Below are 22,953 nucleotides of genomic sequence, written 5' to 3'. Positions count from 1 at the left end.
TGGGGCGCCCCGTTGAGTGCGCTGTGACGTACCTGTGAGCCCGAGCCGGCCCACTTCCGGCTTCCGCCTCAACGCCTGCCCTGCAGTCGCGCCGCCGTCTGTCTGATCGCCGGGAGGCGGGCCGTGAGGGCGGCGCCGGGGCAGCTCGTCATGTAGCCCTCCGTGTGGCCCGCCAGGGCGGGCAGGGAGACCTTGGTGCCAGAGCGGTACCGGCTCAGGCTGTTGCTGGAGACCAGAGGTACGCGGGTGCGCGGGTCGGTGCCCGAGAGGCCGAGTTTCCAGGCGGCGAGGGCGGCGATCGCGTCGGTCATGGCCTGCGGTACCGGCACGCCCGCCGTGAAGGTGCCGAGGGCGGCGATGCCGGTGGTTCGGTGGTTGAAGCCCTGGGTGTGGGCGCCGGTGACGGGGCGGTCTACGCCTCCCGCGCGGCCCTCGTAGATCGTGCCGCAGCGGTCGACGACGAAGTTGTAGCCGATGTCGTCCCAGTCCCGGCTGCCGGTCTGGCCCGCGTACAGGTAGCGGATGATGCGGGGCGCGTCGGCGCAGTCGTAGCCGTTGGGCGAGTCGGTGTGGTGGATGAACACGGCGACGACCCGGTCGTCGTAGCGCGGCGGCGGCTGGCTGCGTTCGGCGTCCGCGATCCAGGCGGTACGGGGCACGATGCGCGGCTTGGCGGCGGGGTGGGCGACGGCCGGGCGGGCCGCGACGGGGTGGGCGGGGCGCGCGGTCGTCCGGTCGATGCCCGCCGCGCAGAGGACCAGGCCGACGGCGGCGGCGATTCCGGGCAGGCAGGCGAGCACCGCGCGGGCGGCGCCCGGCACGCGGCGGACACGCGAGTCACCCATGGACCCCTTGGAACCCATGGGCCCAACTGTGGGTCGGTTCCGTTCCGCCCGCGATGTGTGGTGTGCCACTTGGTGGAACCAACGTCCCGGTCCGGGACGTTTTTAGAGGTCCGGGGATCTGAAGCGCCTGTGGGAGTGAGCGGCGGCTGATCACCGGACCCGTCCCGCGCGTACTACCGCATGCAAACCGCATGTACAGGGGGACCAAGGGGTCCAGGAGAAAGGCGGCCGGAGTGGACCTGCTCGACATCCTGCTGTTGCTGGTGATCCTCGGCTATGCCGCGTCCGGTTACCGGCGTGGTCTGGTGGCGGGCTGTGTCTCACTGGCCGGGTTCGTGGGCGGCGCCGTCATCGGGGTGTGGGTGCTGCCGTGGATCATGGAGCTGGTCGAGGCCGGGACGCCCGGCGCCACGGTGACGGCCGTGCTCACGGTGCTGGTGCCGGCCGTGGTGGGTCATGAGCTGATGGGCAGACTCGCGCTGAAGCTGCGCCGCGAGCTGGACCAGGGGCCGCTGCGGGTCGCCGACGGGGTCGGCGGGGCCGCGGCCAACGCGGTCGCCGTGCTGCTGGTGGCCTGGGTGGCCGCGAGCGTCCTGGGCGCCTCCTCCTCGCCGCTGGTCACGACGGCGATCCGGGACTCGGCGCTGCTGGGCGCGGTGCAGAACGCGATGCCGGAGACCACCCCGACCTGGTTCTCCCGGGCCACGTCCGCGCTCACCCAGGCGGGCTTCCCGCAGGTCTTCAACCCCTTCGAGAACGAACCGGCGACGAGTGTCGCCAAGCCCACCGGGGACAGCGTCACGGCGAGCGCGACGAACGCGGCCAAGATGAGCACGGTCAAGGTCGAGGGCGTCGCGGGCAACCAGGGCCGCGAGGGCAGCGGCTTCGTCTACTCCGCCCGCCATGTGATGACCAACGCCCATGTGGTGGCGGGCATCGACGAGCCGACCGTCCGGGTGGGCGGCGTCGGGACGGCGTACGAGGCGCGGGTGGTGCTCTTCGACCCCGACAAGGACGTGGCGGTGCTGTACGTCCCGGATCTGCGCGCCCCTGTCCTGCGCTTCGACGACAGCGCGAAGCGGGGCGACTCGGCGGTGGTCGCGGGCTATCCGCAGGACGGCGACCTGAATCTGCAGGCGGCGACGGTCGCCGACAAGGTGCGGGCGCGGGGCCAGAACATCTACAACGACGAGACGGTGACCCGCGAGATCTACTCGATCCGCTCGACCGTCCGCCCCGGCAACTCCGGCGGCCCGCTCCTCACCACGGACGGCAAGGTGTACGGCGTGGTCTTCGCCCGCTCCACGTCCGACGACGAGACGGGCTACGTCCTGACGGTGGACGAGGTCTCCGGCGACGCCGAACGCGCGGCGGCCTCGACGACACCGGTGGACACGGGCGACCTGGTCACGTCGTAAGCGTCCTGGCGGCTCCTTGGTGCCTCCTTGGCGCCTCCTTGGTGACTACAGCTCCCGGCCCATGAGTACGTCGTCCACGAACTCCCCGTCCAGCAGGAACTCCCGGGGCTGTATGCCCTCGACGACGAAGCCCTCCGACTCGTACAGCCTGCGGGCCGGGGTGTTGTGTCCGAGGACGCGCAGCGAGAGGCGCAGGGCGCCCCGGCTGCGGGCCTCGGCCACGGCGGCCCGGATCAGCAGCCGCCCCACGCCCATGCCGCGTGCCTCGTCGGCGACGGCGAGCCCCTGGATCTGCCGGACATGCGCGTTCGACGCGAGCGGGGTGGGCCGGGCGAGCCGCACATAGCCCACTGTCCGGCCGTCCCCGGTCACGGCGACCAGATGGTCGCGCGGGTCGGAGTTCTCCTGGAAGAAGGGCGTGTACGGCGGTCTGGCCCGGGGTGTGACGGAGTGCAGGGTGGACCAGGTGGCGCGGTCGAGCCGGCCGAGGACGTCCTCGTCGTCGGGCAGGGCGAGGCGCACGAACGGCTCGCCGCTCTCGTACGCGTCGTTCCGCTGGTGTGATCGCTGTGAGTCGGGCGGCATGGAGATCACTGTAGAGCGGGGGTACGACAACGGGTCAGGGGCCGGTGGCGCAGGATAGGACCATGGAACGCTCGCGAATCGTGGTGGCCGGTGCGTCCGGTCTCATCGGTACGGCGCTGGTGCGGTCCCTGACCGCCGACGGGCACGAGGTGCGCCGGCTGGTACGGCGTGCGCCCCGGACGAAGGACGAGGTCCGCTGGGACCCCGCAGGACGGACGGTCGACCCGGCCGGGCTCGTGGGCTGCGACGCCGTGGTGAACCTGGCCGGGGCGGGGGTCGGGGACCGGCGCTGGACGGACTCGTACAAGCGGACGATCCGGGAGAGCCGCCTCCTGGGGACGGCGACGCTCGCCGAGGCGGTCGCCTCGCTGGACGAGCCGCCGCGGGTCTTCGTGAACGGCAGCGCGATGGGCTACTACGGGGAGACCGGCGAGCGGTCCGTGGACGAGGACGCCCCCGCGGGGGACGGTTTCCTGCCGTCGCTGTGCGTGGAGTGGGAGGCGGCCACGGGCCCGGCCCAGGAGGCGGGCGTCCGGACGGCCTTCGCGCGGACCGGGCTGGTGGTGGCGCGCGGGGGCGGGGCCTGGGGAAAGCTGTTCCCCCTGTTCAAGGCGGGCCTCGGCGGGCGGATGGGCGACGGACGACAGTACTGGTCGTTCGTCTCGCTGCACGACGAGGTGGCCGCGATCCGGCATCTCATCGACACCGACGGGCTGTCCGGACCGTTCAACCTGACGGCACCCCAGCCGCTCACCAATCGCGAGATCACGGCGGCGATGGGGCGTGTGCTGCACCGGCCGACGCTCTTCACGGTGCCGTCGCCCGTGCTGCGGCTGGTGCTGGGCGAGATGTCCGGGGATGTGCTCGGCAGCGCGCGCGTGCTGCCGAAGCGGCTCCTTGAGTCCGGGTTCACGTTCGCGTTCCCGGAGATCGACGACGCGATCCGGGCGGCACTGGCCTGATCCCTGCCTGATCCCCCCTCCGCGCCCCGGGACCACACCCGGTTGACCGTGTGCGACCGCATGCGACCGCTGTGCGACCGTGCCCTGTTCATGCGCGACTTCCGCCTGCCGCGAGCCGCCCTACTCTCGGTCCGAACGGTCCGAACGACCGAACTCGCTTATCCCGTAAGCCTGTTGGGGCAGCGGAGCCCCGGCCGGCCGCGTCACACCGCGATCGAGGGAGGGCACGTGCTTGAGCCCACGTACCAGGCGGACGTCGTCATCGTGGGGGCCGGGGTCGCCGGACTCGCGGCCGCCCATCGGCTGACCAGCGCAGGAGTAACGACCGCTGTCCTGGAGGCCGCCCCTTACGTCGGGGGCCGGATGGCGACCGAGAAGGTCGACGGTTTCCGGCTCGACCGGATCGGGCAGCTGCTGTCCACGTCGTATCCCGAACTGCGGCTGACCCCGGGCCTCGACGCGCTCGTCCTGCGTCCCTTCGCACCCGGTGTCCTGGTGCACAGCGACGGACGCAGGCACCGCGCGGGCGCTCCGCTGAGCGGCGGGGGCGCACGGGGCGCACTCGGTGCGGTACGCGCCCTGGCAGGCGCCCCCAGGCCGGCGCGGGCGGCCAGGTCCCCCCGGCCGGTGGCATCGGTGGGGGCGCGCACCGGCGCACCGCTCGCCGGTGCGGTCGGCGGCGCGGTCGACCAGGCCCGGCTGGGCGCCGCACTGGGCCGGCTCGCCGCCGTCCCCGTACAGCGCCTGCTGGCCCGCCCCGAGCTGCCGGCCGCCCGCGCCCTGGCCAACCGCGGCCTGCCCGCACGGACGATCGAGGGCTTCCTGCGCCCGCTGCTCGCCGCGCTGCTCTGCGACCCCGAGCTGACCACGTCGAGCCGGTGCGCGGATCTCGCGCTGCGGGCGTTCGCGAGCGGCCGGCTGTGCGTGCCGGAGGGCGGCGCGGAGACCCTGCCGGAGCTGCTGGCGCGGACACTGCCGCCAGGCACGGTGCACACCGGGGTGCGGGTCACGTCCATCGCCACGAACCTCGTGACCACCGCCGACCACGGCGAACTGCGCTGCCGTGCCCTCCTGGTGGCGACCGACGCCCGCGCCGCCGCCGACCTGCTGCCCGGCCTGCGCGTACCCGACTTCCACCCGGTGACCGTCGTCCACCACACGACCGACGAGCCCCCGGAGACCGGCGCGTTCCTGCTCCTGGACGCGGACCGCCGGGGCCCGGTCGCACACACGTCGGTGATCAGCCGCGTGGACCCGTCCCGCTCCCCCGCAGGCCGCCCGCTGATCTCGTCAACGGTGCTGGGCACTCCTCCACAGGACGTGGACAAGGCGGCACGAGCCCACCTGTCCCGCCTCTACGGCATGTCGACCACCCACTGGGAGACCCTCGCCGTCCACCACACCACCGAGGCGGTACCGGCAATGCGCCCACCCCACGACCTACGCCGCCCGGTACGCCTCCTGGCAGGCCTGTACGTATGCGGCGACCACCGCGACACCAGCACAGTCCAGGGCGCCCTGCACTCGGGCCACCGAGCCGCGTCCGCCATCCTGACGGACCTGGGCGCGGAGCCAGTACACGCACCTGAGCCGTTGCCGACGTGCACGCCGGCAACGGCGGAGGCGGCGTAGCGGGGCCCAGACGGGCGTGAGCGTGATAGCGACGGTTCGACCGCGCCCCTTCAGGGGCGCGGGGAACTGCGCGACCAGCCACAACGGCGCAGCACCGAACCGACGACACCAAGCGGCACCCCCGCCTACCCGAGCGCAGCAACCTTGTCCCGGTACCCCCTGACAGGCGCCGCATCCCGATACGGCTCCAACCGCCGTTCAAAGTCCCGCACATACTCCGTCGCCCGCACAGACCGCATCTCCGCCGCCGCCCCCGCCGCCTCGGCCCCCAACTGACAGGCCTGGTCCAACTCGCCCAGTCCCAGCCGGGCCGAGGCAAGCACAACCCGGCAGAAGAGCCGACTGCGCGCGAACGCAGGCGCGCGCAACTGCAGCGAACGCTCCGCATGCTGGGCAGCGGCCCGGAACTGCTGCAGATCGCGATGACAGTGCCCGAACTCGTCGGCAAGCTGCGCCTCGTCGAAGAACCGCGCCCAGTGCGGCACCTCGTCACCGGGCCGCGCCGCTTCGAGCGCGCGTTCGGCCCGTACGAGCGAGGCTGTACAGGCCCGAACCTCACCGAGCACCCCGTGGGCGCGCGCCTCGCACGCGTGCAGCAGCGACTGCACGACGGGCGGCGCGGTCGTACCGACACCCTGCTGGGCCACCCGCGCGAGCTGCACGGCCTCCCGCCCGTGCCCGAGGTAGACGGCCTGCCGGCTCATGGTGGCCAGCACGTACGAGCCGTACGCCCGGTCCCCCGCCGCCTGCGCGAGCCGCAGCGCCTGCACGAAGTAGCGCTGGGCGAGTCCGTGCGCGGCGATGTCGTACGACGTCCAGCCCGCGAGCCGGGTGAGATCGGAGGCCGCCGCGAACAGGCGGCGGCCCGTCTGCTCGCCGTACGTGCCGCGCAGCATGGGCTCGGTCTCGTGTTCGAGGTAGCGGACGAGCGCCTGTCTGGCGTGGCCGCCGCCATAGGCGTCGTCGAGGGTGCGGAACAGCTCGCCGACCGAACGGAGGGCGGCGATGTCGCCTCCGGTGACCTTCTGCCCGGGCCCGCGCTCGGCCTGCCCGCGCTGCCGGGGCACGCCGGGCCGCCCCTGCACGGGCACCCGGACGGCGGCCGACTGCTCACCACGCCCCACCCGGTCGTCGGGCCGTCCGATCAACCAGTCCCGGCTGGGCACGACGAGCCCCGCCGGGGTGAAGGCGATCTTGCGCAGCTCGGCATGGCTGCCGGAGTCCTTGCGCCACAGCCCGCTGACGATGTCGACGGCCTCCTCGGGGGTGGCCGCGAACTCCAGCCCCGCGTAGACAGGGGCGCAGGCGTCGAGCCCGAGGTCCTGGGCGGTGAGGCGTCGCCCCAGGCGCCGGGTGAACACCTCGGCGATGAGGGCGGGGGTGGTGCCGCGCGGCTGCTGTCCGCGCAGCCATCGGGTCACCGATGTCTTGTCGTATCTGAGATCGAGTCCGTGTTCAAGGCCGAGCTGGTCGACCCGACGGGCCAGACCCGCGTTGGAGAATCCCGCTTCTGCGATGAGCGCGGCGAGCTGTCGATTGGGAGTGCGCTGCGCGGGTCGTTCCGTCATCTGCGGTGCGGTCTCCTGCCTTCGGGCCCTCTGATGTGCCCGGTTTGCTGGTGAGCAGCCCTTATGGCCTGGCGAACGGCGCGAATGTAGCGGAGCGTAAGCAGCCGATCGCACATTTCGCCGTACATTCATCCGATCGTGTGAGGATTGGGCGCCGGACTGACGGGCAGCGGCCGGACGTACAGTGGCTTGGGCGCGTTATGTGCCTGACGGAACCAGGGAGCCAGGTAGCCGGGGAGGCGCTTGCCGTGAGTGAGTTGCGGTTCGTCCGTATGGGGTTCGGTGCGGAGGGCGTCGATGGCACCGATGCCGCCGCCGGCGTCGAGTACGTCGACTACCAGGAGGCCTGGGACGAGCAGCGCCGGGTGCACGCGGCCCGCTTCGCGGACGAGATCCCCGACACGTGCCTGCTTCTCGTGCACCCCCCGGTCTACACGGCCGGACGGCGTACCGACCCGAGCGAGCGCCCCCTCGACGGCACGCCGGTCATCGACGTGGACCGCGGCGGCAAGATCACCTGGCACGGGCCCGGCCAGCTGGTGGGCTACCCCATCCAGAAGCTGCCGCGTCCGGTGGACGTCGTGGCGCATGTGCGGCGGCTGGAGGAGGCGCTGATCCGGACGTGCGCGGAGTTCGGGGTCGAGACGTCTCGGGTGGAGGGACGGAGTGGGGTGTGGGTGCTGGGCGACCCGGTGGAGTCCCGCCCCGCGGCAACGCTCGGCGGCCTCTCCCTGGACCTGGACCCGCGTCTGACGGACGACGAGTTCGACCCTCGGCTGAACGGGCCCGAGTACGCGCCGTCCAACGCCGGGCAGCGCCGCGAGGACCGGAAGCTGGCGGCGATCGGGATCCGGGTGGCGAAGGGGGTCACGATGCACGGCTTCTCGTTGAACGTGAACCCGGACAACGTGTGGTTCGACCGGATCATCCCGTGCGGGATTCGCGATGCGGGGGTTACGTCGCTCGCGAACGAGTTGGGGCGGGATGTGACGGTGGGGGAGGTGCTGCCGGTGGTGGAGCGGCGGTTGCGGGAGGTTTTGGAGGGGGCGGAGTTGCGGGCGCGGGTTGTGGAGGGCGCGTCGGCGTAAGGGCTTTTCTTCGCCCCCGCCGCCCCTACCCGTCCCATCCCTCGGGGGCTCCGCCCCCGAACCCCCTTGTCCTCAAACGCCGGACGGGCTGACAAACCAGCCCGTCCGGCGTTTGAGGACGAGGCCGTTCAGGCCGACAGCGGGGGTCTGGGGGCGCAGCCCCCAGGGATGGGACGGGTAGGGGCGGCGGGGGCGAGAAAAACCGCCCCCGGGAATGCACCCCCCGTCCCGAAGGTTGCCCGTCTCGTAGGGCGGGAAGCGCACGGGCGTACCCTGGTGTACGCCGAAGAATCGAAGCTACAGGGAGCCATCGTGTCCGCAGTCGCACCCGACGGACGCAAGATGCTGCGCCTGGAGGTCCGGAACGCCCAGACCCCCATCGAGCGCAAGCCCGAGTGGATCAAGACCCGGGCGAAAATGGGTCCCGAGTACACGAAGATGCAGAACCTCGTGAAGAGCGAGGGCCTGCACACCGTCTGCCAGGAAGCCGGCTGCCCCAACATCTACGAGTGCTGGGAGGACCGCGAGGCGACCTTCCTCATCGGCGGCGACCAGTGCACCCGCCGCTGCGACTTCTGCCAGATCGACACCGGCAAGCCCGAGGCCCTCGACCGCGACGAACCCCGCCGCGTCGGGGAGTCCGTGGTGACGATGGATCTGAACTACGCCACCATCACCGGCGTCGCCCGCGACGACCTCGAAGACGGCGGGGCATGGCTGTACGCCGAGACCGTCCGCCAGATCCACGAGCAGACGGCGGCCCGCGAGGCCGGCCGGACCAAGGTCGAGCTGCTCGCGCCCGACTTCAACGCCGTACCGGAGCTGCTGGCCGAGGTCTTCTCCTCCCGCCCCGAGGTCTTCGCGCACAACGTCGAGACGGTCCCCCGCATCTTCAAGCGCATCCGCCCCGGCTTCCGCTACGACCGTTCGCTCAAGGTCATCACCGACGCCCGCGACTACGGTCTGGTCACGAAGTCCAACCTCATCCTCGGCATGGGCGAGACCCGCGAGGAGGTCAGCGAGTCGCTCCGGCAGTTGCACGAGGCCGGGTGCGAGCTGATCACCATCACGCAGTACCTGCGTCCGACCGTCCGGCACCACCCCGTCGAACGCTGGGTGAAGCCGCACGAGTTCGTCGAGCTGAAGGAGGAGGCCGAGCAGATCGGCTTCTCCGGGGTCATGTCCGGCCCGCTGGTGCGTTCCTCGTACCGCGCCGGCCGCCTCTACCAGATGGCGATCGAGAAGCGGGGGGCCTACGTCGCCTCCCAAGCGGTCTGACCCGGCCTGACACACCGTCACCCACCTTGCCCAGCAAGGGCGCAGCAGACGTGTGAATTCGCGCACAAGTAACTACCCGCCAGTAACGGCCGATTCCATGCGGTCCTGACCGTCCTCCCAGTTGAGGGCATACGTCAGGGCCGCATCGGCGTTTTCGCCTTCCGTATCAAGGCTTCATCGGTGTTTGACCGGCAGGTCACGCCCTGGTAACACCAATCAGTGACCCTGTCTTTACACGATGTGCACCCTTACCCAGAGCCGTTCCGAGGGGGGACCACCACCATGCAGGCCGCGCCCGTCCGCGCCACACCCATTCCGTCGTTCACCGACGCACTGCGTGCCGTCGAGTCGCTGCTGATGAGCAGCGGCCAGCGCACCGCCCGGCAGAACGCCTGGACCTCCGTCCTGGAGGACCGCCGTCGCGCCAAGGACCGGGTCGAGGCGCAGCGCGTCCTCGAACAGGCCCTGGCCACCCGTCACTGAGCACCGCTCCCCCGCCTCCCGACGGCACCGCCGTCGTCGGCGCTTCCAAGGCCACGTAGACTTCACGGCATGGCGAGGAAGGAAACTGCGGCGGACGCCGCGAACCCCGGGCGACTCAAGCAGATCGCTCTGACGTACAAGATGACCCGCAAGGCCGACAAGAAGATCGGTCTTGTACTCGCGGCTGTCGGAATCTTCACCTTCGGTGTCTTCCTCGCGATCGGCTTCCTGATCGGTCACCCGATCTATCTCGGAATTCTCGGGCTCCTGCTCGCCTTCCTCGCGACGGCGATCGTGTTCGGGCGCCGGGCCGAGCGGGCCGCGTTCGGACAGATGGAGGGTCAGCCGGGTGCCGCGGCAGCCGTGCTGGACAACATCGGCCGGGGCTGGACGACAACTCCGGCGGTGGCGATGAACCGCAGCCAGGACGTGGTGCACCGCGCGGTCGGCAAGGCCGGCATCGTGCTGGTCGCCGAGGGCAACCCGAACCGGGTGAAGGGCCTGCTGGCCGCCGAGAAGAAGAAGATGGCCCGCATCGTCGCGGACGTGCCGGTGCACGACCTGCTGGTCGGCACGGGCGAGGGCCAGATCGAGCTGAAGAAGCTCCGTACGACGATGCTCAAGCTGCCGCGCGTTCTCGCCGGCCCCCAGGTGACCGCCACCAACGACCGGCTGCGGGCGATGGGCGACCTGATGAGCAACATGCCACTGCCCAAGGGCCCGATGCCCAAGGGGATGCGCATGCCGCGCGGCGGCAAGATGCGCTGACGCCGACATTCCCGTTGTACGACGATGGGGCGCCCGGAGCAATCTGCTCCGGGCGCCCCATCGTCGTACCGCACGGAAGCGCTAGATCCGTACTTCCACCGTGCGCGCCAGGCGGTCGTGCAGTCCTCGGCCGTCGCGGTCCCAGATCAGGGGCGGGAGGGCGAGGAAGAACAGGATCGTCCGGAGTGCGGCGCGCAGCGGGCTGACGCGGCCGGTGTCCAGGGCGACGACCCGCAGGCCGAAGAGCCGCTTGCCCGGGGTGAAGCCGAGTGTGCCCAGGGTGAGCAGGAGCAGGGCGAGGAGGATGAGTGGCGCCCAGACCTGCGCGGCCTCGTTATAGCTGTCCGTGACCAGGCCGTATGCGATCAAGAGGCACAGGCCCCAGTCGACGGCCAGGGCGCCGAGGCGGCGGCCCGGGCGGGCGATCGAGCCGGGGCCCTCCTCGGGCAGACCGAGCTGTTCGCCCCGGTATCCGAAGTCGACACCGGCTTCCTCCGCGGCTGCGCGCGGTCCGGAGAGCCACGAGCCGATTGCGTCCCTGTTGTCCACCCGACCACCGTACTGCGCCCGATTTTCGATACCTACAGGTGGGTCGCCCGGCCGGAGTCCGGTTAACTTGGTCGAAACAAATGGGTCATGCCTGAGAAATCACCTGTCCCTAAGGTCGGATCCAACGTGTGCCACCGCACTGGCCGCACGAACGAACTACCACCCCGGCACGGACGGCCGGGAGTAGGAGGAGCTGGATGTTCCAGAACGCCGACGAGGCCAAGAAGTTCATCGCGGACGAGGACGTCAAGTTCGTCGACGTCCGATTCTGCGATCTGCCGGGTGTGATGCAGCACTTCACGCTGCCGGCGACGGCCTTCGACCCGGACGAGGAACTTGCCTTCGACGGCTCCTCGATCCGCGGCTTCCAGGCCATCCACGAGTCCGACATGGCGCTCCGCGCCGACCTGTCCACCGCACGTGTCGACCCGTTCCGCAAGGACAAGACGGTCAACATCAACTTCTTCATCCACGACCCGATCACGGGTGAGCAGTACTCCCGTGACCCGCGGAACGTGGCGAAGAAGGCGGAGGCGTACCTGGCGTCGACAGGCATCGCCGACACTGCGTACTTCGGCCCTGAGGCGGAGTTCTACGTCTTCGACTCCGTCCGCTTCGCGACCCGCGAGAACGAGTCCTTCTACCACATCGACTCCGAGGCGGGCGCCTGGAACACCGGTGCGCTGGAGGACAACCGCGGCTACAAGGTCCGCTACAAGGGCGGTTACTTCCCGACCCCGCCGGTCGACCACTTCGCCGACCTGCGTGCGGAGATCTCCCTGGAGCTGGCCAACTCCGGCCTCCAGGTCGAGCGCCAGCACCACGAGGTGGGCACCGCCGGCCAGGCCGAGATCAACTACAAGTTCAACACGCTGCTCGCCGCGGCCGACGACCTCCAGCTCTTCAAGTACATCGTGAAGAACGTGGCGTGGCGCAACGGCAAGACCGCGACCTTCATGCCGAAGCCGATCTTCGGCGACAACGGCTCGGGTATGCACGTCCACCAGTCCCTGTGGACCGGCGGCCAGCCGCTCTTCTACGACGAGGCCGGCTACGCGGGCCTGTCGGACACCGCCCGCTACTACATCGGCGGCATCCTCAAGCACGCCCCGTCGCTGCTCGCGTTCACCAACCCGACGGTGAACTCGTACCACCGCCTGGTGCCCGGCTTCGAGGCCCCGGTCAACCTGGTGTACTCGCAGCGCAACCGCTCCGCCGCGATGCGTATCCCGATCACGGGCTCCAACCCGAAGGCCAAGCGCGTCGAGTTCCGCGCGCCCGACTCCTCCGGCAACCCGTACCTCGCCTTCTCGGCGCTGCTCCTTGCGGGCCTGGACGGCATCAAGAACAAGATCGAGCCGGCCGAGCCGATCGACAAGGACCTCTACGAGCTGGCTCCCGAGGAGCACGCGGGCGTCTCCCAGGTCCCGACCTCCCTCCCGGCCGTCCTCGACTCCCTGGAGCGCGACCACGAGTTCCTCCTCCAGGGCGACGTGTTCACGCCGGACCTGATCGAGACGTGGATCGACTTCAAGCGCACGAACGAGATCGCGCCGCTGCAGCTGCGTCCGCACCCGCACGAGTTCGAGCTCTACTTCGACGTGTGAGTCGGCCGGCGCCGCCAGGCGCCCGGTAACGGTGTACGTCAGCGCCCTCGCCCCGGTTTCGGTGGCGGGGGCGCTGTCATACGTACGGACTATGCTGAAAAGACCTCGCACAGGAATCGAACCGGGCGGGATGAGAGAGGCGACGGGGATGACGGGGATGTCCGAACAGGACGACAGCGAGCGGGAGTTCGACATCAAGTGGGCGGACAACGCCGAGCTGAAGGAGCCCTCCGCTCGGGCGCGGATGCTGGCCGCTCGGTGGAAGGAGAATCCTCCGGAAGCGGTGCCGTTCCGGGGTGAGCCCGAGGGGGCGGGGCCGCGCAGATCGTCCTGGATATCGACGGTCGTGGTGCTTGGCTGTGTCGCCGCGGTCATTCTGGTGCTGGGGTACGTCCAGTTCCGGGCTCCGTACTAGCCGTACCGGCTGTGCCGGCCGTGCTGGCGGTGTCGGCCGTGCTGGTGTGAGTCCTGGCCGTCCTTATATCGCGCGACCTGCGGGTGCCCCCCCGGCCTACGATCACGCGATACGGCGGACGGCACCGGGGGCGGACATGCGCGATGACATCAGGGGTGGCGAAGCAGCGGCTCGGCGGCTGACAGTGGGGGCCGCGCTGTCCGATGTCGTCGACGTCGAGGACCCGCGGGCCTGGCTCGGGCTGGACTCCGGCATTCGGTCCTGGTTCTACTGGCTTCCGCTGCCGCCCACCGAGGTCGCCGCCCTCCGGCACCCCGACGCGCTCCCCGAGTCCCGGCTCGCGCTCGCCCTGTGCCACCCCGACGGGCGGATACGTGAGGCGGCTCTCGGGGCGGCGGCCGGGTATCCCGGACTGTGGCCGCTGGTCGTCGTCCGAACCGCCGACTGGGTGGCGCCCGTGCGGGAGCGGGCCCGGGAGGTGCTGCGGGCAGTCCTCGACGACGTGGACACGGCCGTCGGGCTGGCCCCGCTGATCCTGATGGGCGGTCGACGCGGCCGGGGTGTCTTCGCCGTCGACCTGCTCGACGAGGTGCTGCGCCGGGCGCCGCGTGAGCGTCTCGCGCCGATGTTCACTTCCACCGACCGTGGCGTACGCCGGTTCGCGTACCGGCTGGCCGTCGACGAGGGGGACTTCTCCCCCGCCGTACTCGCCCGGGCCGCCGCCCGCGACCCCGACCCCGTCGTCCAGGACCTGTGCGCCGAGGCCGCCCTGGCCGCCATACGGGAGGGAGGGGCGGAGGGTGACGTGCTCGATGCTCTGCTCGGGGCGCGGGGGCCTCGGGTGCGGTCCGCCGGGGTGACCGCGCTGCGGCGGGCCGGGCAGGGGGAGCGGGCCGAGAGGTTTCTCGCCGACCGGGCGGGGGTGGTGCGGGCCTGTGCTCGGTATGTCGTACGGCAGGTGGGCGGTGACCCGGCTGCCTGGTACCGGGACCAGTGTGCCCGGCCGGACGACCCGGCGCTGTCCCCCGGTGCCGTCGCCGGGCTGGCGGAGTGCGGGGAGCGGGCCGACGCGGAGTTGCTGTGGCCGTTGCTCCGGCATTCCGACCCCAGGGTCCGGGCGCGGGCGGTGGCCGGGCTGCGGGCCCTGGACGTGACGGACGTACGACGGCTGCGGGCACTGCTCGACGACCCGGCGCCCGGAGTGGTCCGGGAGGCGACGCTGGCACTGCTGCCCTTCGCGCGGTCGCTGGACCCCGAGCAGCTGACGGAACGGCTCGGTGACGAGTGGCCTCGGCATGCGCGGGTGGCCGCGTTCCGGCTGCTGGATGCGTGCGGGGGGCTGGTGCGGCTGCGGGCCGCGGCCTCGTTGCTCGACGATCCCGACGTCCGGCTGCGGGAATGGGCCGGAGCGTCCGTACGTGGCTGGCAGGCGACTGCCGATGTGCCGCGCGGGTCGGCGGAGGTGGTCGAGTTGCTTGCCCCCGGGCGGCAGCCGGACAGGGAGCGCCTGCTGAGCGGGGGCGACCGGTCCCAGGTCGGCATCGAAGCCGAGCCCTTACTGGTCCGCGGAGGTGGTCACGCTGCTTGCGCCCGGGCGGCAGCCGGACAGGGAGCGCCTGCTGAGCGGGCGCGACCCGTCCCAGGTCGACATCGGAGCCGAGCCTTTGATGGGCTTCGGAGGTGGTCGCGCTGCTTGCCCAGGGGTGGCAGCTGCCCTGGTAGTGGGTGGTGAGCGGGCGCGACCGGTCCCGGGTCGGTGCCGGGGGCGAGCCTTTGCTGGGCCTAGGGGTGGGCGCGACCGCTTCATGGGACGGGGCGGGTGCACACTGGGCAGTGGGGCGAGTGCCTGACTGCGGGGTGGTACCGATGTCGAACCGAGTGCGGAGCGATCGAGGGCTGACCGTGCGGATGACGGTCACGCTGTTTCTGCTCGGACTGCTGTACCTGACCTTTGTCGCCGCGTTGATCGTGTTGCTGAAGTCCTGGGTGCTGGTCGTGGTGGTCGCGGCGGCGTTCCTCGGTGCGCAGTACTGGTTCTCCGACCGGGTCGCCCTCTTCGCGATGCGCGGGCGGGTCGTGGAGCGGGAGGAGTATCCGCAGCTCCACGGGGTGATCGACCGGCTGTGTGCCGTGGCCGATCTGCCCAAGCCCGTGGTCGCCGTTTCGGATATGGACATGCCGAACGCGTTCGCGACCGGGCGGAACGCCGATCACGCCGTGGTGTGCGTGACCACCGGGCTGCTGCGGCGGCTGGAACCGGCGGAGCTCGAGGGTGTGCTCGCGCACGAGCTGTCCCATGTCGCGCACAAGGACGTCGCCGTGATCACCGTCGCGTCCTTCCTCGGCGTCATCGCCGGGCTCATCGTGCGGTTCGCCTTCTACTCACAGCTGTTCGGCGGGGGCCGGCGGGACCAGAACACCGCTGTCGTCTTCATGGCCGTGATGGGTGTCTCCGCCGCTGTGTACTCGATCAGTTTTCTGCTGATCCGTACCCTGTCCCGGTACCGGGAACTGGCCGCCGACCGCTCCGCCGCGCTGCTCACCGGGCGGCCCTCGGCGCTGGCCTCCGCGCTCACCAAGGTCTCCGGCGACATCGCCAGGATCCCGTCGAAGGACCTGCGGACCGCGCAGGCCTTCAACGCCTTCTACTTCACGCCCGCCCTCGGCAAGGAGCCGGGCCTGGCACGGTACTTCTCCACCCACCCCAGTCTGGAGCAGCGGCTCGACCAACTGGGGCGGATCTCCGGCGAGTTGGGGGAAGCGGCGGCTCCTGGCGGCGGCTCCGGGAAGGTGTGAGGAGGCCTTATGGGGCTGCTGGACATTCTGCTCGGGCGTACCAAGCCCGTCCTGCCCGATCTCGACCGGCTGTTCGGGCTGCCCTCGGCCGCGGTGACCCTCCAGGCCGCGGCCGGCTTCACGCCCACGGGCCGCGGGTCGGTGTGCTTCGCCACCGTGGAGGGCGCGGCCTTCGAAGACGTACGCAAGGAGGTCCAGGAGCTGCTCGACGCGGACACGGAGCGGACCGGGCCGCCGGTCGAGCTGGTCCGGGACGAGTACGGGTACTCGTGGCTGGTGTCCTGGCGTGGGCCCGAGGATCTGCCCGCGCTCGTGGGGGATCTGCACGCGGTCAACAGTGCGTTGGAGGCCAGTGGGTTCGGGCCGCAGTTGTTGTGTTCCGTGGTCGGGTTCGAGCGGGTGGAGGGTGCGGGGAGTGGGGGTGTCGATGAGGGTGGGGCGCGGCTTGGGCTTGTCTATCTCTACAAGCGCGGGACCTTCTATCCCTTCTCTCCGTTGACCGGCGGTGACGGTCACGGTCACGGTCAACGGCGGGACAGTTCCCTGGAGTTGCAGGTGCGGGCCGCGCTCTCCGGGGATCTGCGGATCGAGGAGGACCTGAGCCGGTGGTTCCCGGTTTGGGGTGCCCCCGGTCTGTGAGGTGACAGACCGGGGACACGACCTTCTACTTGCCCTACTGGTCCTACTTGCCCTTGCGGTCCTGGCGGCGGGACTCCAGGGGGCGCTCGCGACGGTAGCGGCGCTCCCACTTGGCCTGCTGGTCCCTGCGCTGACGGTAGGCGCGGTAGCTGGCGGGCGAGGAGCCCGTGGCCGGGGCGCCGCCCCCGGATCCGGACGAGGAGGCCGCTGTGCCGCTCCCCGTACGGCCGTAGCGGAAGTAGACGTAGAGCAGACCTGCGGCGCCGAGCCACAGGATGCTGTTGTCGAAGCCCATGATGATCAGAACGACGGTCGCGGAAATGACCAAGGTGCCCATGACGGGACTCCTTGTGGTGGCGTGGGTGGTTGAGCGGTGATGTGCGTGACGGTGTGCTCCGACGGGGCGCTGGGGGTGGGCGTCCCTCCGTCGGTGCGTAGAGAGTAGCCCCGAGTCCCGTGAGTGACGCCTGTCCGACGAGAAGCGGTGTCTACGGCTTCGCTACGCCTGTCCAGCGTAGGGACGGAGGAGGCGTCGGCGCATCTGCATTTCTCCGCGCACGGCGTGAGTGAATGGCTCATGAGTGAATGGGCTCATGAGTGAGCTGCTTCCCTTCTCGTGCGACTTCGACGGTGAACTACTCAGCGGGGTGTACGGGGGTGACCCGGGCGGGGATCCGGGTGCGGCGACCGTCGTTCTGCTGCACGGCGCCGGCAACGGAAGCAAGGAGCGGCTGCTGCCGCTGCTCGCCGAGTTCGTCGCGCGTGGCTGCCAGGGGCTCGCCTTCGACTTCTCCGGGCACGGTGAAAGTACGGGCGCGCTCGGCGAGTTGAGCCTGCGGCGGCGGTTCGAGCAGGCCGTCGGGGTCATCGGGGCGCGGGTTCCGGTGGACAGTCCGCTCGTGCTGGTGGGGTTCAGCATGAGTGGGCAGACGGTGGCGGATCTCGCGGGGCACTACGGGGAGCGGGTCGCCGCGCTCGGGTTGTGCGCGCCCGCCGTGTACGGGGGCGAGGCGTGGGACGTGCCGTTCGGTGACGGGGACGGCCGCTTCAGCGAGTTGATCCGGACGCCGGGGAGTTGGCGCGGGGCGCCCGCGCTGGAGGTGCTGCGGGCGTACGACGGGCGGGCGGTGCTGGTCGTCCCGGGCGCCGATCATGTCATTCCGGCCGAGGTGACCGATGCGGTGACGGAGTCGCTGGCGGCCCGGGCGCAGTTCACTCGCCTCGAACTCCCCGACGCCGACCACTTCTTGGGGCTCCGGTTCCGCGATCACGCCGACGACCGGCGGGAGTTCGTGGACGCGGTGCTCACCGGTCTTGGCGACCGGGGGTGGACGGCGACGCGGGCCTGGGTGGCCAAGCAGCTGCCGGAGGGGGCTGCCGTGCGTGACTCGCGGACGCTGTACGGCGGTTGGAGCTCCCAGATGCGGCAGCTCACCCTGGACGACGGTGGTGGTGTGGTGCTGCGGTCGTTCGTGAAGCCGTTCTTCCGGCATCACGGGCCGGGGCTGCTGGCCCGGGAGGCGGACGTACTGACGCTGCTGGCGGCGCGGGAGGGTGTGCCCGCGCCTCGGCTGATCGCGGTCGACGCCGATGCCGAACACTGCGACCATCCCTCGCTGTTGATGTCGTTGCTGCCGGGGCGGGTACAGGTCGACGCCTCGGGGGAGGACCTGGAGCGGCGGCTGGAGCTGCTCGCGGGTCAACTCGTACGGATCCATGAGGTCGTACCCGAGAAGCTGCCGCGTGACTACCAGGCCTGGACGTCTCCGGAGCGGGTGCGTACCCCCGGCGGAGCGCTGTGGGAGCGGGCCGTGGAGGTGATCCGGCGGGCGGCTCCCGCGTACGAGGGGTGCTTTCTGCACCGGGACTTTCATCCCGGGAATGTGCTCTTCGAGGGGGAGGGGGAGGGGGACGAGTTGCGGGTCAGTGGGGTCGTGGACTGGGTCGAGACCTCGTGGGGGCCTGCGGATCTCGATGTCGCGCACTGTTCGACGGCGGTCGCGCTGTTGTACGGGGTGGAGTACGGGTTGGGGTTCGGGGAGCGGTATGCGGCGTTGGGTGGGCGGCGGCTGGCGGATGGGCGGGAGCACTTGTACTGGCGGTTGCTGGATGCGTTGGGGTATGCGGCCGATGCGGGGAAACTGGCCGGGCCTTGGAGGGAGTTGGGGCGGGGGGATTTGACCGCTGGGGTGCTTGGGGGGCGGTTGCGGGAGTATGTGGGTGGGTTGTTGGAGCGGTATGCGTGAGGGGTGGGTGGGCTGGTTTCTTTCGCCCCCGCCGCCCCTACCCGTCCCATCCCGTTCCTGGGGGCTGCGCCCCCAGACCCCCCTTTCGGCCTGAACGGCCTCGTCCTCAAACGCCGGACGGGCTGGAGGTGCCGGGCGGGCTGAAAGATCCAGCCCGTCCGGCCTCTCGTTCAGCGGGAGTAACGCATCAGTGCTCGGACCATGTGGCATGTCGTGTCCGACGGGGGGTGGATGCCGACCAGGTTCGCGGCGCTGCGGATTGTTTCGTTGCGGGCCTGGTTCGGCATGTAGACGCCCGAGTCGAGCAGGGCGATCGCCAACCGCATCGCCTTGAGGCGGCGGTTGTGGGTGACGTACCACTCGCGGGGGCGGCCCGGCGGCAGCGGGCGCTTCTCCACGGGGGCGTACGGCAGTTCGAGCGGGACCCCCCTCCTGGCGGTGGACTGGGTGGGCGACGGCTTGAGAGCGGCAGCGGGCACAGGCATCCTCCTGTCGCGGTCAGGGTGGCACCGGAACCCCCGGCGACACCCTCGAACACTCATCCCATTCTACTGCCTGGCACTGACAAAAGGCCCTGGCCACAAGGCCTCTCGCGTACCGTGGGCCCCATGGAAATCTGGATCAACCCGGCCTGTTCCAAGTGCCGCGGAGCGCTGTCGCTGCTCGACGCCGAGGGTGCCGAATACACCGTCCGGCGGTATCTGGAGGAGCTGCCCAGCGAGGGCGAGATTCTCGACGTACTCGAACGGCTCGGGCTCGAACCCTGGGACATCACCCGGACCCAGGAAGCCGTCGCCAAGGAGTTGGGGGTGCGGGAGTGGGGGCGGACAGAGGGGGACCGGGGGCGGTGGGTAGCCGCGCTCGTCTCGCATCCCCGGCTCATCCAGCGGCCCATCATCACCGCCGACGACGGCAGTGCCGTTGTCGCGCGAACTGACGAGGCCGTGCGGGATGCCTTGTCCCGGCGGCCGACCGTGTAACCGTGTGACGTACGTTACTTCGGTGGCTTCCGTAACCGCTGAGTAACACCGTTCGGTATCTCGTACATAGCGGCGTCCGCTCCCCTATCTCTTCAGGAGGCGCGCATGTCGCGTAGGAGAACCGTCGGTACGAAGAAGAAGCTCGCGCTGCTGGTCAGTGCCGTGGCGGTGGCTGGCGGTGGTGCCTTCGCCATGGCGGCCACCTCCAACGCGGCGCAGACCGCCGCCGATTCGACCGTCTGCCAGGGGCTCGCCACCGCCCTCGGCAACAACCAGAGCTTCATCGCGGGGCAGAAGGCCAGTCCTGACGCCCAGTCGGCCGCCCGGATCGCCAACCGTGAAGCGGTCATCGCGCAGATCAAGGTTCAGCAGGAAGCGTCCGGGTGTGTGGTTGGGGAGTCGGCTCAGGACTCCCAGGTCACGCCGCCCGCCGCGCAGCCTGTCACCCAGGACCCGTCTCCGGCTCAGACCGCCTCGCCCGCGGCGCCGGCCGCCCCCGCCGCACCCGCCAGCGGGCAGCAGGTCTGCACCGGGTCCACCGTCACCCTCTCCGGGGAGGGCGGTGCGCCCGCCGCGTCCAGCAACCAGTTCCCCGCCGGGACCACGTTGCGCGTCACCAACCTGGACAACAACAAGTCCACGACGGTGCAGGTCACCTCGGTCTCCGGCAGCTGCGCCCTCCTCAACAACGCGGCCTTCGAGCAGGTCCGCGAGCCCGGCAAGTTCCTGATCCGCCGGACGCTGATCGAGAAGGTGGGGTGAGGTTCCAGCGTCGGCATCTGCTCGGAAATGGGTCCTGTCACTCTCGGCCAGGGGTGGCAGGGCCCTTCCGTGTGCGGGTGCGTCGTCCGTCGGGGTCCTTCTCAACCCCTTCGCATACGAGTGTCCGGCGCCGCTTCCCCTCAGGGGCCCTCGGTTCTCCTCCGCCCCTCCCCCGCCCCTCCCTGTCGTCCTCCGCACGTGAAACGCGCCACAAGAACACCAGGTAACACGGGGTTCACATTCGAGCAATGATCGGGAAATCGCCTGTTGACAGGCTCGCGGGTAACAGGAAGCGGCGCCCCAGTGCCGCAGCGCCGCAGCACCCGCAAGTGCGCCTAGACCCACCCGAAGGATGGTCCCGTGACCTTCAAGGCTGAGTACATTTGGATCGACGGCACCGAGCCGACGGCCAAGCTCCGCTCCAAGACCAAGATCCTGGCCGACGACGCCAAGGGCGCCGAGCTGCCGATCTGGGGCTTCGACGGGTCTTCCACGAACCAGGCCGAGGGGCACTCCTCGGACCGCGTGCTCAAGCCTGTCGCCTCCTTCCCGGACCCGATCCGTGGCGGTGACGACATCCTCGTCATGTGCGAGGTCCTCGACATCGACATGACGCCGCACTCGTCCAACACGCGTGCCGCGCTCGCCGAGGTGGCCACGAAGTACGCCGCTCAGGAGCCGATCTTCGGCATCGAGCAGGAGTACACCTTCTTCGACGGCTCCCGTCCGCTGGGCTTCCCCGAGGGCGGCTTCCCGGCCCCCCAGGGTGGCTACTACTGCGGTGTCGGCGCCGACGAGATCTTCGGTCGCGAGATCGTCGAGGCCCACCTGGAGAACTGCCTCAAGGCCGGTCTCGCCATCTCCGGCATCAACGCCGAGGTCATGCCCGGTCAGTGGGAGTTCCAGGTCGGCCCGGTCTCCCCGCTGGAGGTCTCCGACCACCTGTGGATCGCCCGCTGGCTGCTCTACCGCACCGCCGAGGACTTCGGCGTCTCCGCGACGCTGGACCCGAAGCCGGTGAAGGGCGACTGGAACGGCGCCGGTGCGCACACCAACTTCTCCACCAAGGCGATGCGCGAGGGCTACGACGCGATCATCACCGCGTGCGAGTCCCTCGGTGAGGGCTCGAAGCCGCTCGACCACGTCAAGAACTACGGCGCCGGCATCGACGACCGCCTGACGGGCCTGCACGAGACCGCCCCGTGGAACGAGTACTCGTACGGTGTCTCCAACCGTGGTGCCTCGGTCCGTATCCCGTGGCAGGTCGAGAAGGACGGCAAGGGCTACATCGAGGACCGCCGCCCGAACGCCAACGTCGACCCGTACGTCGTGACGCGGCTGATCGTCGACACCTGCTGCGAGGCCCTGGAGAAGGCCGGTCAGGTCTGATCCCCGGTTTGACCAGACAGTGAGAAGGGGTGTCCACCACACGGTGGACACCCCTTCTCTGCTTCCCCTCCTCTCTGCTTCAATAGGGACCATGACCGGCTTCCAGAAGTACCTCGCGACAGGTCGTCACGACCTCGAGCCCTTCTGGCCTTCCCGTCAGCACCATGACTTCGACCGGGTGTGTTGTCGCGCGATGAACGCGCCGGCCCTCTAACGCCGCACCTCCCGGCCTTCGGCCAGCGCGCAGTCGACGTACGTCAGTCCAGACGACCTCCTCGCGCGAAAGAGCTGACCTCTCATGGCGACCACCACTCGTTCCCTCTCCCCCGTCTCTCCCCTCTCCCCGGCCCCCGCGTCCCCCAACGGCTCCGCACGGCACCGACTGCGTGCCGTCGACCGGGACGAGGTGGTCGACGTCACGGACTTCCTGCCGCCGGGCGCCACCTGGCTGCCGGCTCCCCCGCACACGCTGCCCACACTGCCGGGCCAGCCGCCGATGATCGGCTACCTGGTCCTCGTACCGGCCGACCAGCAGCCTCCCGTACTGCCGTTCGCGCTCCCGGACCCCGAGCCGGCCCTCTCCCCGGAGCAGCCGGGTACCGACGGCGGGCGGCCCCTCGTACGCGTGGACAACGTGGAGCGCACCGCCGAGGTCGACGGGCAGCCGCTGGATCTCACGTATCTGGAGTTCGAGCTGCTCGCCCATCTCGTCGCGCACCCGAACCGGGTGCACACCCGCGACCAGTTGGTGACCACGGTGTGGGGCTACGGGCATGTGGGTGACGGCCGTACCGTCGACGTCCACATCGCGCGGCTGCGCCGGAAGCTCGGTACGGAGCACCGGCAGGCGATCCAGACGGTTCGGCGCGTCGGGTACAAGTACACGCCCCCGACCGCGCGTTGACCCTGTCACCCGTACCCAGGGGTGTGCCTCGCACCACCC

The 22,953-nt window shown here is 70.5% G+C and carries 23 protein-coding genes; 17 read left to right on the top strand and 6 right to left on the bottom strand.

The features are described from left to right. Positions 1-68: 68 nt before the first annotated feature. Positions 69-845: a peptidoglycan recognition protein family protein gene (locus LUX31_RS37310; RefSeq protein WP_235480194.1), complete on the bottom strand. Its 777-nt coding sequence runs from the start codon at positions 843-845 to the stop codon at positions 69-71. Between the two features lie 233 nt (positions 846-1,078). Here LUX31_RS37310 and LUX31_RS37305 point away from each other — a divergent pair, with 233 nt between their 5' ends. Continuing rightward, a complete protein-coding gene (locus LUX31_RS37305) occupies positions 1,079-2,263 on the top strand; it encodes a MarP family serine protease (protein ID WP_235479723.1) in 1,185 nt (394 codons plus the stop codon). Between the two features lie 45 nt (positions 2,264-2,308). Here LUX31_RS37305 and LUX31_RS37300 read toward each other — a convergent pair whose 3' ends face one another. Next, the gene (locus LUX31_RS37300) at positions 2,309-2,848 is read right to left on the bottom strand and encodes a GNAT family N-acetyltransferase (RefSeq protein WP_235479722.1); all 540 of its coding nucleotides are present in this window, start codon (positions 2,846-2,848) and stop codon (positions 2,309-2,311) included. Positions 2,849-2,910: 62 nt separating this feature from the next. Here LUX31_RS37300 and LUX31_RS37295 point away from each other — a divergent pair, with 62 nt between their 5' ends. Together LUX31_RS37295 and LUX31_RS37290 are read left to right on the top strand one after the other, a co-directional pair. Beyond that, entirely contained in the window at positions 2,911-3,810 is a 900-nt protein-coding gene (locus LUX31_RS37295) for a TIGR01777 family oxidoreductase (protein ID WP_235479721.1), read from the top strand. Positions 3,811-4,038: 228 nt separating this feature from the next. Continuing rightward, the gene (locus LUX31_RS37290; protein WP_235479720.1) at positions 4,039-5,442 is read left to right on the top strand and encodes an NAD(P)/FAD-dependent oxidoreductase; all 1,404 of its coding nucleotides are present in this window, start codon (positions 4,039-4,041) and stop codon (positions 5,440-5,442) included. A 125-nt stretch (positions 5,443-5,567) separates the two neighbouring features. Here the strand turns inward: LUX31_RS37290 and LUX31_RS37285 are convergent, their stop codons facing one another. Then, entirely contained in the window at positions 5,568-7,010 is a 1,443-nt protein-coding gene (locus LUX31_RS37285; RefSeq protein ID WP_235479719.1) for a regulator, read from the bottom strand. Positions 7,011-7,258: 248 nt separating this feature from the next. On the opposite strand from LUX31_RS37285, the gene lipB reads away from it, so the two are divergent. From lipB to LUX31_RS37260, 4 genes are all read left to right on the top strand, one after another. Then, a complete protein-coding gene (gene lipB, locus LUX31_RS37280; RefSeq protein WP_235479718.1) occupies positions 7,259-8,098 on the top strand; it encodes a lipoyl(octanoyl) transferase LipB in 840 nt (279 codons plus the stop codon). A 312-nt stretch (positions 8,099-8,410) separates the two neighbouring features. Next, complete coding sequence (gene lipA / locus LUX31_RS37270; protein WP_235479717.1) at positions 8,411-9,376, top strand: lipoyl synthase; 966 nt, start codon at positions 8,411-8,413, stop codon at positions 9,374-9,376. A 282-nt stretch (positions 9,377-9,658) separates the two neighbouring features. Then, positions 9,659-9,859 (top strand): SCO2195 family GlnR-regulated protein, encoded by a 201-nt coding sequence (locus LUX31_RS37265; protein WP_235479716.1) that lies wholly within the window; start codon positions 9,659-9,661, stop codon positions 9,857-9,859. Between the two features lie 69 nt (positions 9,860-9,928). Further along, positions 9,929-10,627, top strand: a complete 699-nt coding sequence (locus LUX31_RS37260; RefSeq protein WP_235479715.1) for a DUF4191 domain-containing protein — start codon at positions 9,929-9,931, stop codon at positions 10,625-10,627. 81 nt (positions 10,628-10,708) lie between these two features. On the opposite strand, the gene LUX31_RS37255 is transcribed toward LUX31_RS37260, so the two are convergent. Continuing rightward, complete coding sequence (locus LUX31_RS37255) at positions 10,709-11,176, bottom strand: RDD family protein (protein ID WP_235479714.1); 468 nt, start codon at positions 11,174-11,176, stop codon at positions 10,709-10,711. 197 nt (positions 11,177-11,373) lie between these two features. On the opposite strand from LUX31_RS37255, the gene glnA reads away from it, so the two are divergent. The 5 genes from glnA (at position 11,374) to pspAB (ending at position 16,633) form a co-directional block, all read left to right on the top strand. Next, positions 11,374-12,783 carry a type I glutamate--ammonia ligase gene (glnA, locus tag LUX31_RS37250; RefSeq protein WP_235479713.1) on the top strand — a complete coding sequence of 470 codons (1,410 nt, stop codon included), beginning with the start codon at positions 11,374-11,376 and terminating at the stop codon, positions 12,781-12,783. 157 nt (positions 12,784-12,940) lie between these two features. Beyond that, on the top strand, positions 12,941-13,198 hold the full coding sequence (locus LUX31_RS37245) for an SCO2583/SCO2584 N-terminal domain-containing protein (protein WP_235479712.1): 258 nt from the start codon (positions 12,941-12,943) through the stop codon (positions 13,196-13,198). A 136-nt stretch (positions 13,199-13,334) separates the two neighbouring features. Then, positions 13,335-14,930: a hypothetical protein gene (locus LUX31_RS37240; RefSeq protein ID WP_328285720.1), complete on the top strand. Its 1,596-nt coding sequence runs from the start codon at positions 13,335-13,337 to the stop codon at positions 14,928-14,930. A 134-nt stretch (positions 14,931-15,064) separates the two neighbouring features. Further along, complete coding sequence (htpX, locus tag LUX31_RS37235) at positions 15,065-15,994, top strand: zinc metalloprotease HtpX (protein ID WP_235479711.1); 930 nt, start codon at positions 15,065-15,067, stop codon at positions 15,992-15,994. 9 nt (positions 15,995-16,003) lie between these two features. After that, positions 16,004-16,633, top strand: a complete 630-nt coding sequence (pspAB, locus tag LUX31_RS37230) for a PspA-associated protein PspAB (protein WP_235479710.1) — start codon at positions 16,004-16,006, stop codon at positions 16,631-16,633. A gap of 43 nt (positions 16,634-16,676) precedes the next feature. Here pspAB and LUX31_RS37225 read toward each other — a convergent pair whose 3' ends face one another. Next, a complete protein-coding gene (locus LUX31_RS37225) occupies positions 16,677-16,970 on the bottom strand; it encodes a hypothetical protein (RefSeq protein WP_235479709.1) in 294 nt (97 codons plus the stop codon). A gap of 256 nt (positions 16,971-17,226) precedes the next feature. Between LUX31_RS37225 and LUX31_RS37220 the strand changes: the two genes are divergently transcribed. Beyond that, complete coding sequence (locus LUX31_RS37220) at positions 17,227-18,879, top strand: alpha/beta fold hydrolase (RefSeq protein WP_235479708.1); 1,653 nt, start codon at positions 17,227-17,229, stop codon at positions 18,877-18,879. 170 nt (positions 18,880-19,049) lie between these two features. Here the strand turns inward: LUX31_RS37220 and LUX31_RS37215 are convergent, their stop codons facing one another. Next, positions 19,050-19,358: a hypothetical protein gene (locus LUX31_RS37215; protein ID WP_235479707.1), complete on the bottom strand. Its 309-nt coding sequence runs from the start codon at positions 19,356-19,358 to the stop codon at positions 19,050-19,052. 129 nt (positions 19,359-19,487) lie between these two features. Here LUX31_RS37215 and LUX31_RS37210 point away from each other — a divergent pair, with 129 nt between their 5' ends. From LUX31_RS37210 to LUX31_RS37195, 4 genes are all read left to right on the top strand, one after another. Continuing rightward, the gene (locus LUX31_RS37210) at positions 19,488-19,859 is read left to right on the top strand and encodes an ArsC/Spx/MgsR family protein (RefSeq protein WP_235479706.1); all 372 of its coding nucleotides are present in this window, start codon (positions 19,488-19,490) and stop codon (positions 19,857-19,859) included. A gap of 105 nt (positions 19,860-19,964) precedes the next feature. Further along, a complete protein-coding gene (locus LUX31_RS37205; protein WP_235479705.1) occupies positions 19,965-20,621 on the top strand; it encodes a septal ring lytic transglycosylase RlpA family protein in 657 nt (218 codons plus the stop codon). 360 nt (positions 20,622-20,981) lie between these two features. Continuing rightward, positions 20,982-22,010, top strand: a complete 1,029-nt coding sequence (gene glnII, locus LUX31_RS37200) for a glutamine synthetase (RefSeq protein WP_235479704.1) — start codon at positions 20,982-20,984, stop codon at positions 22,008-22,010. A 298-nt stretch (positions 22,011-22,308) separates the two neighbouring features. Then, positions 22,309-22,914: a winged helix-turn-helix domain-containing protein gene (locus tag LUX31_RS37195; RefSeq protein WP_235479703.1), complete on the top strand. Its 606-nt coding sequence runs from the start codon at positions 22,309-22,311 to the stop codon at positions 22,912-22,914. Positions 22,915-22,953: the final 39 nt, after the last annotated feature.

The sequence above is a fragment of the Streptomyces sp. GQFP genome, assembly GCF_021545335.1.
Classification (GTDB): Bacteria; Actinomycetota; Actinomycetes; order Streptomycetales; family Streptomycetaceae; genus Streptomyces.
The sequence above is the reverse complement of the archived record's forward strand: the minus strand, read 5'-3'. Positions and strand labels throughout refer to the sequence as shown.

Excerpts from the sequence above, each read along its gene's own strand:
- LUX31_RS37260 (WP_235479715.1), top strand. The coding sequence starts at position 9,929 with ATGGCGAGGAAGGAAACTGCGGCGGACGCCGCGAACCCCGGGCGACTC.
- LUX31_RS37210 (WP_235479706.1), top strand. The coding sequence starts at position 19,488 with ATGGAAATCTGGATCAACCCGGCCTGTTCCAAGTGCCGCGGAGCGCTG.
- LUX31_RS37220 (WP_235479708.1), top strand. The coding sequence starts at position 17,227 with ATGAGTGAGCTGCTTCCCTTCTCGTGCGACTTCGACGGTGAACTACTC.
- LUX31_RS37300 (WP_235479722.1), bottom strand. The coding sequence starts at position 2,848 with ATGCCGCCCGACTCACAGCGATCACACCAGCGGAACGACGCGTACGAG.
- LUX31_RS37225 (WP_235479709.1), bottom strand. The coding sequence starts at position 16,970 with ATGGGCACCTTGGTCATTTCCGCGACCGTCGTTCTGATCATCATGGGC.
- LUX31_RS37265 (WP_235479716.1), top strand. The coding sequence starts at position 9,659 with ATGCAGGCCGCGCCCGTCCGCGCCACACCCATTCCGTCGTTCACCGAC.
- LUX31_RS37285 (WP_235479719.1), bottom strand. The coding sequence starts at position 7,010 with ATGACGGAACGACCCGCGCAGCGCACTCCCAATCGACAGCTCGCCGCG.
- LUX31_RS37240 (WP_328285720.1), top strand. The coding sequence starts at position 13,335 with ATGCGCGATGACATCAGGGGTGGCGAAGCAGCGGCTCGGCGGCTGACA.
- LUX31_RS37295 (WP_235479721.1), top strand. The coding sequence starts at position 2,911 with ATGGAACGCTCGCGAATCGTGGTGGCCGGTGCGTCCGGTCTCATCGGT.
- pspAB (WP_235479710.1), top strand. The coding sequence starts at position 16,004 with ATGGGGCTGCTGGACATTCTGCTCGGGCGTACCAAGCCCGTCCTGCCC.
- LUX31_RS37195 (WP_235479703.1), top strand. The coding sequence starts at position 22,309 with ATGGCGACCACCACTCGTTCCCTCTCCCCCGTCTCTCCCCTCTCCCCG.
- htpX (WP_235479711.1), top strand. The coding sequence starts at position 15,065 with ATGTCGAACCGAGTGCGGAGCGATCGAGGGCTGACCGTGCGGATGACG.
- LUX31_RS37245 (WP_235479712.1), top strand. The coding sequence starts at position 12,941 with ATGTCCGAACAGGACGACAGCGAGCGGGAGTTCGACATCAAGTGGGCG.
- LUX31_RS37310 (WP_235480194.1), bottom strand. The coding sequence starts at position 845 with ATGGGTGACTCGCGTGTCCGCCGCGTGCCGGGCGCCGCCCGCGCGGTG.
- glnA (WP_235479713.1), top strand. The coding sequence starts at position 11,374 with ATGTTCCAGAACGCCGACGAGGCCAAGAAGTTCATCGCGGACGAGGAC.
- LUX31_RS37205 (WP_235479705.1), top strand. The coding sequence starts at position 19,965 with ATGTCGCGTAGGAGAACCGTCGGTACGAAGAAGAAGCTCGCGCTGCTG.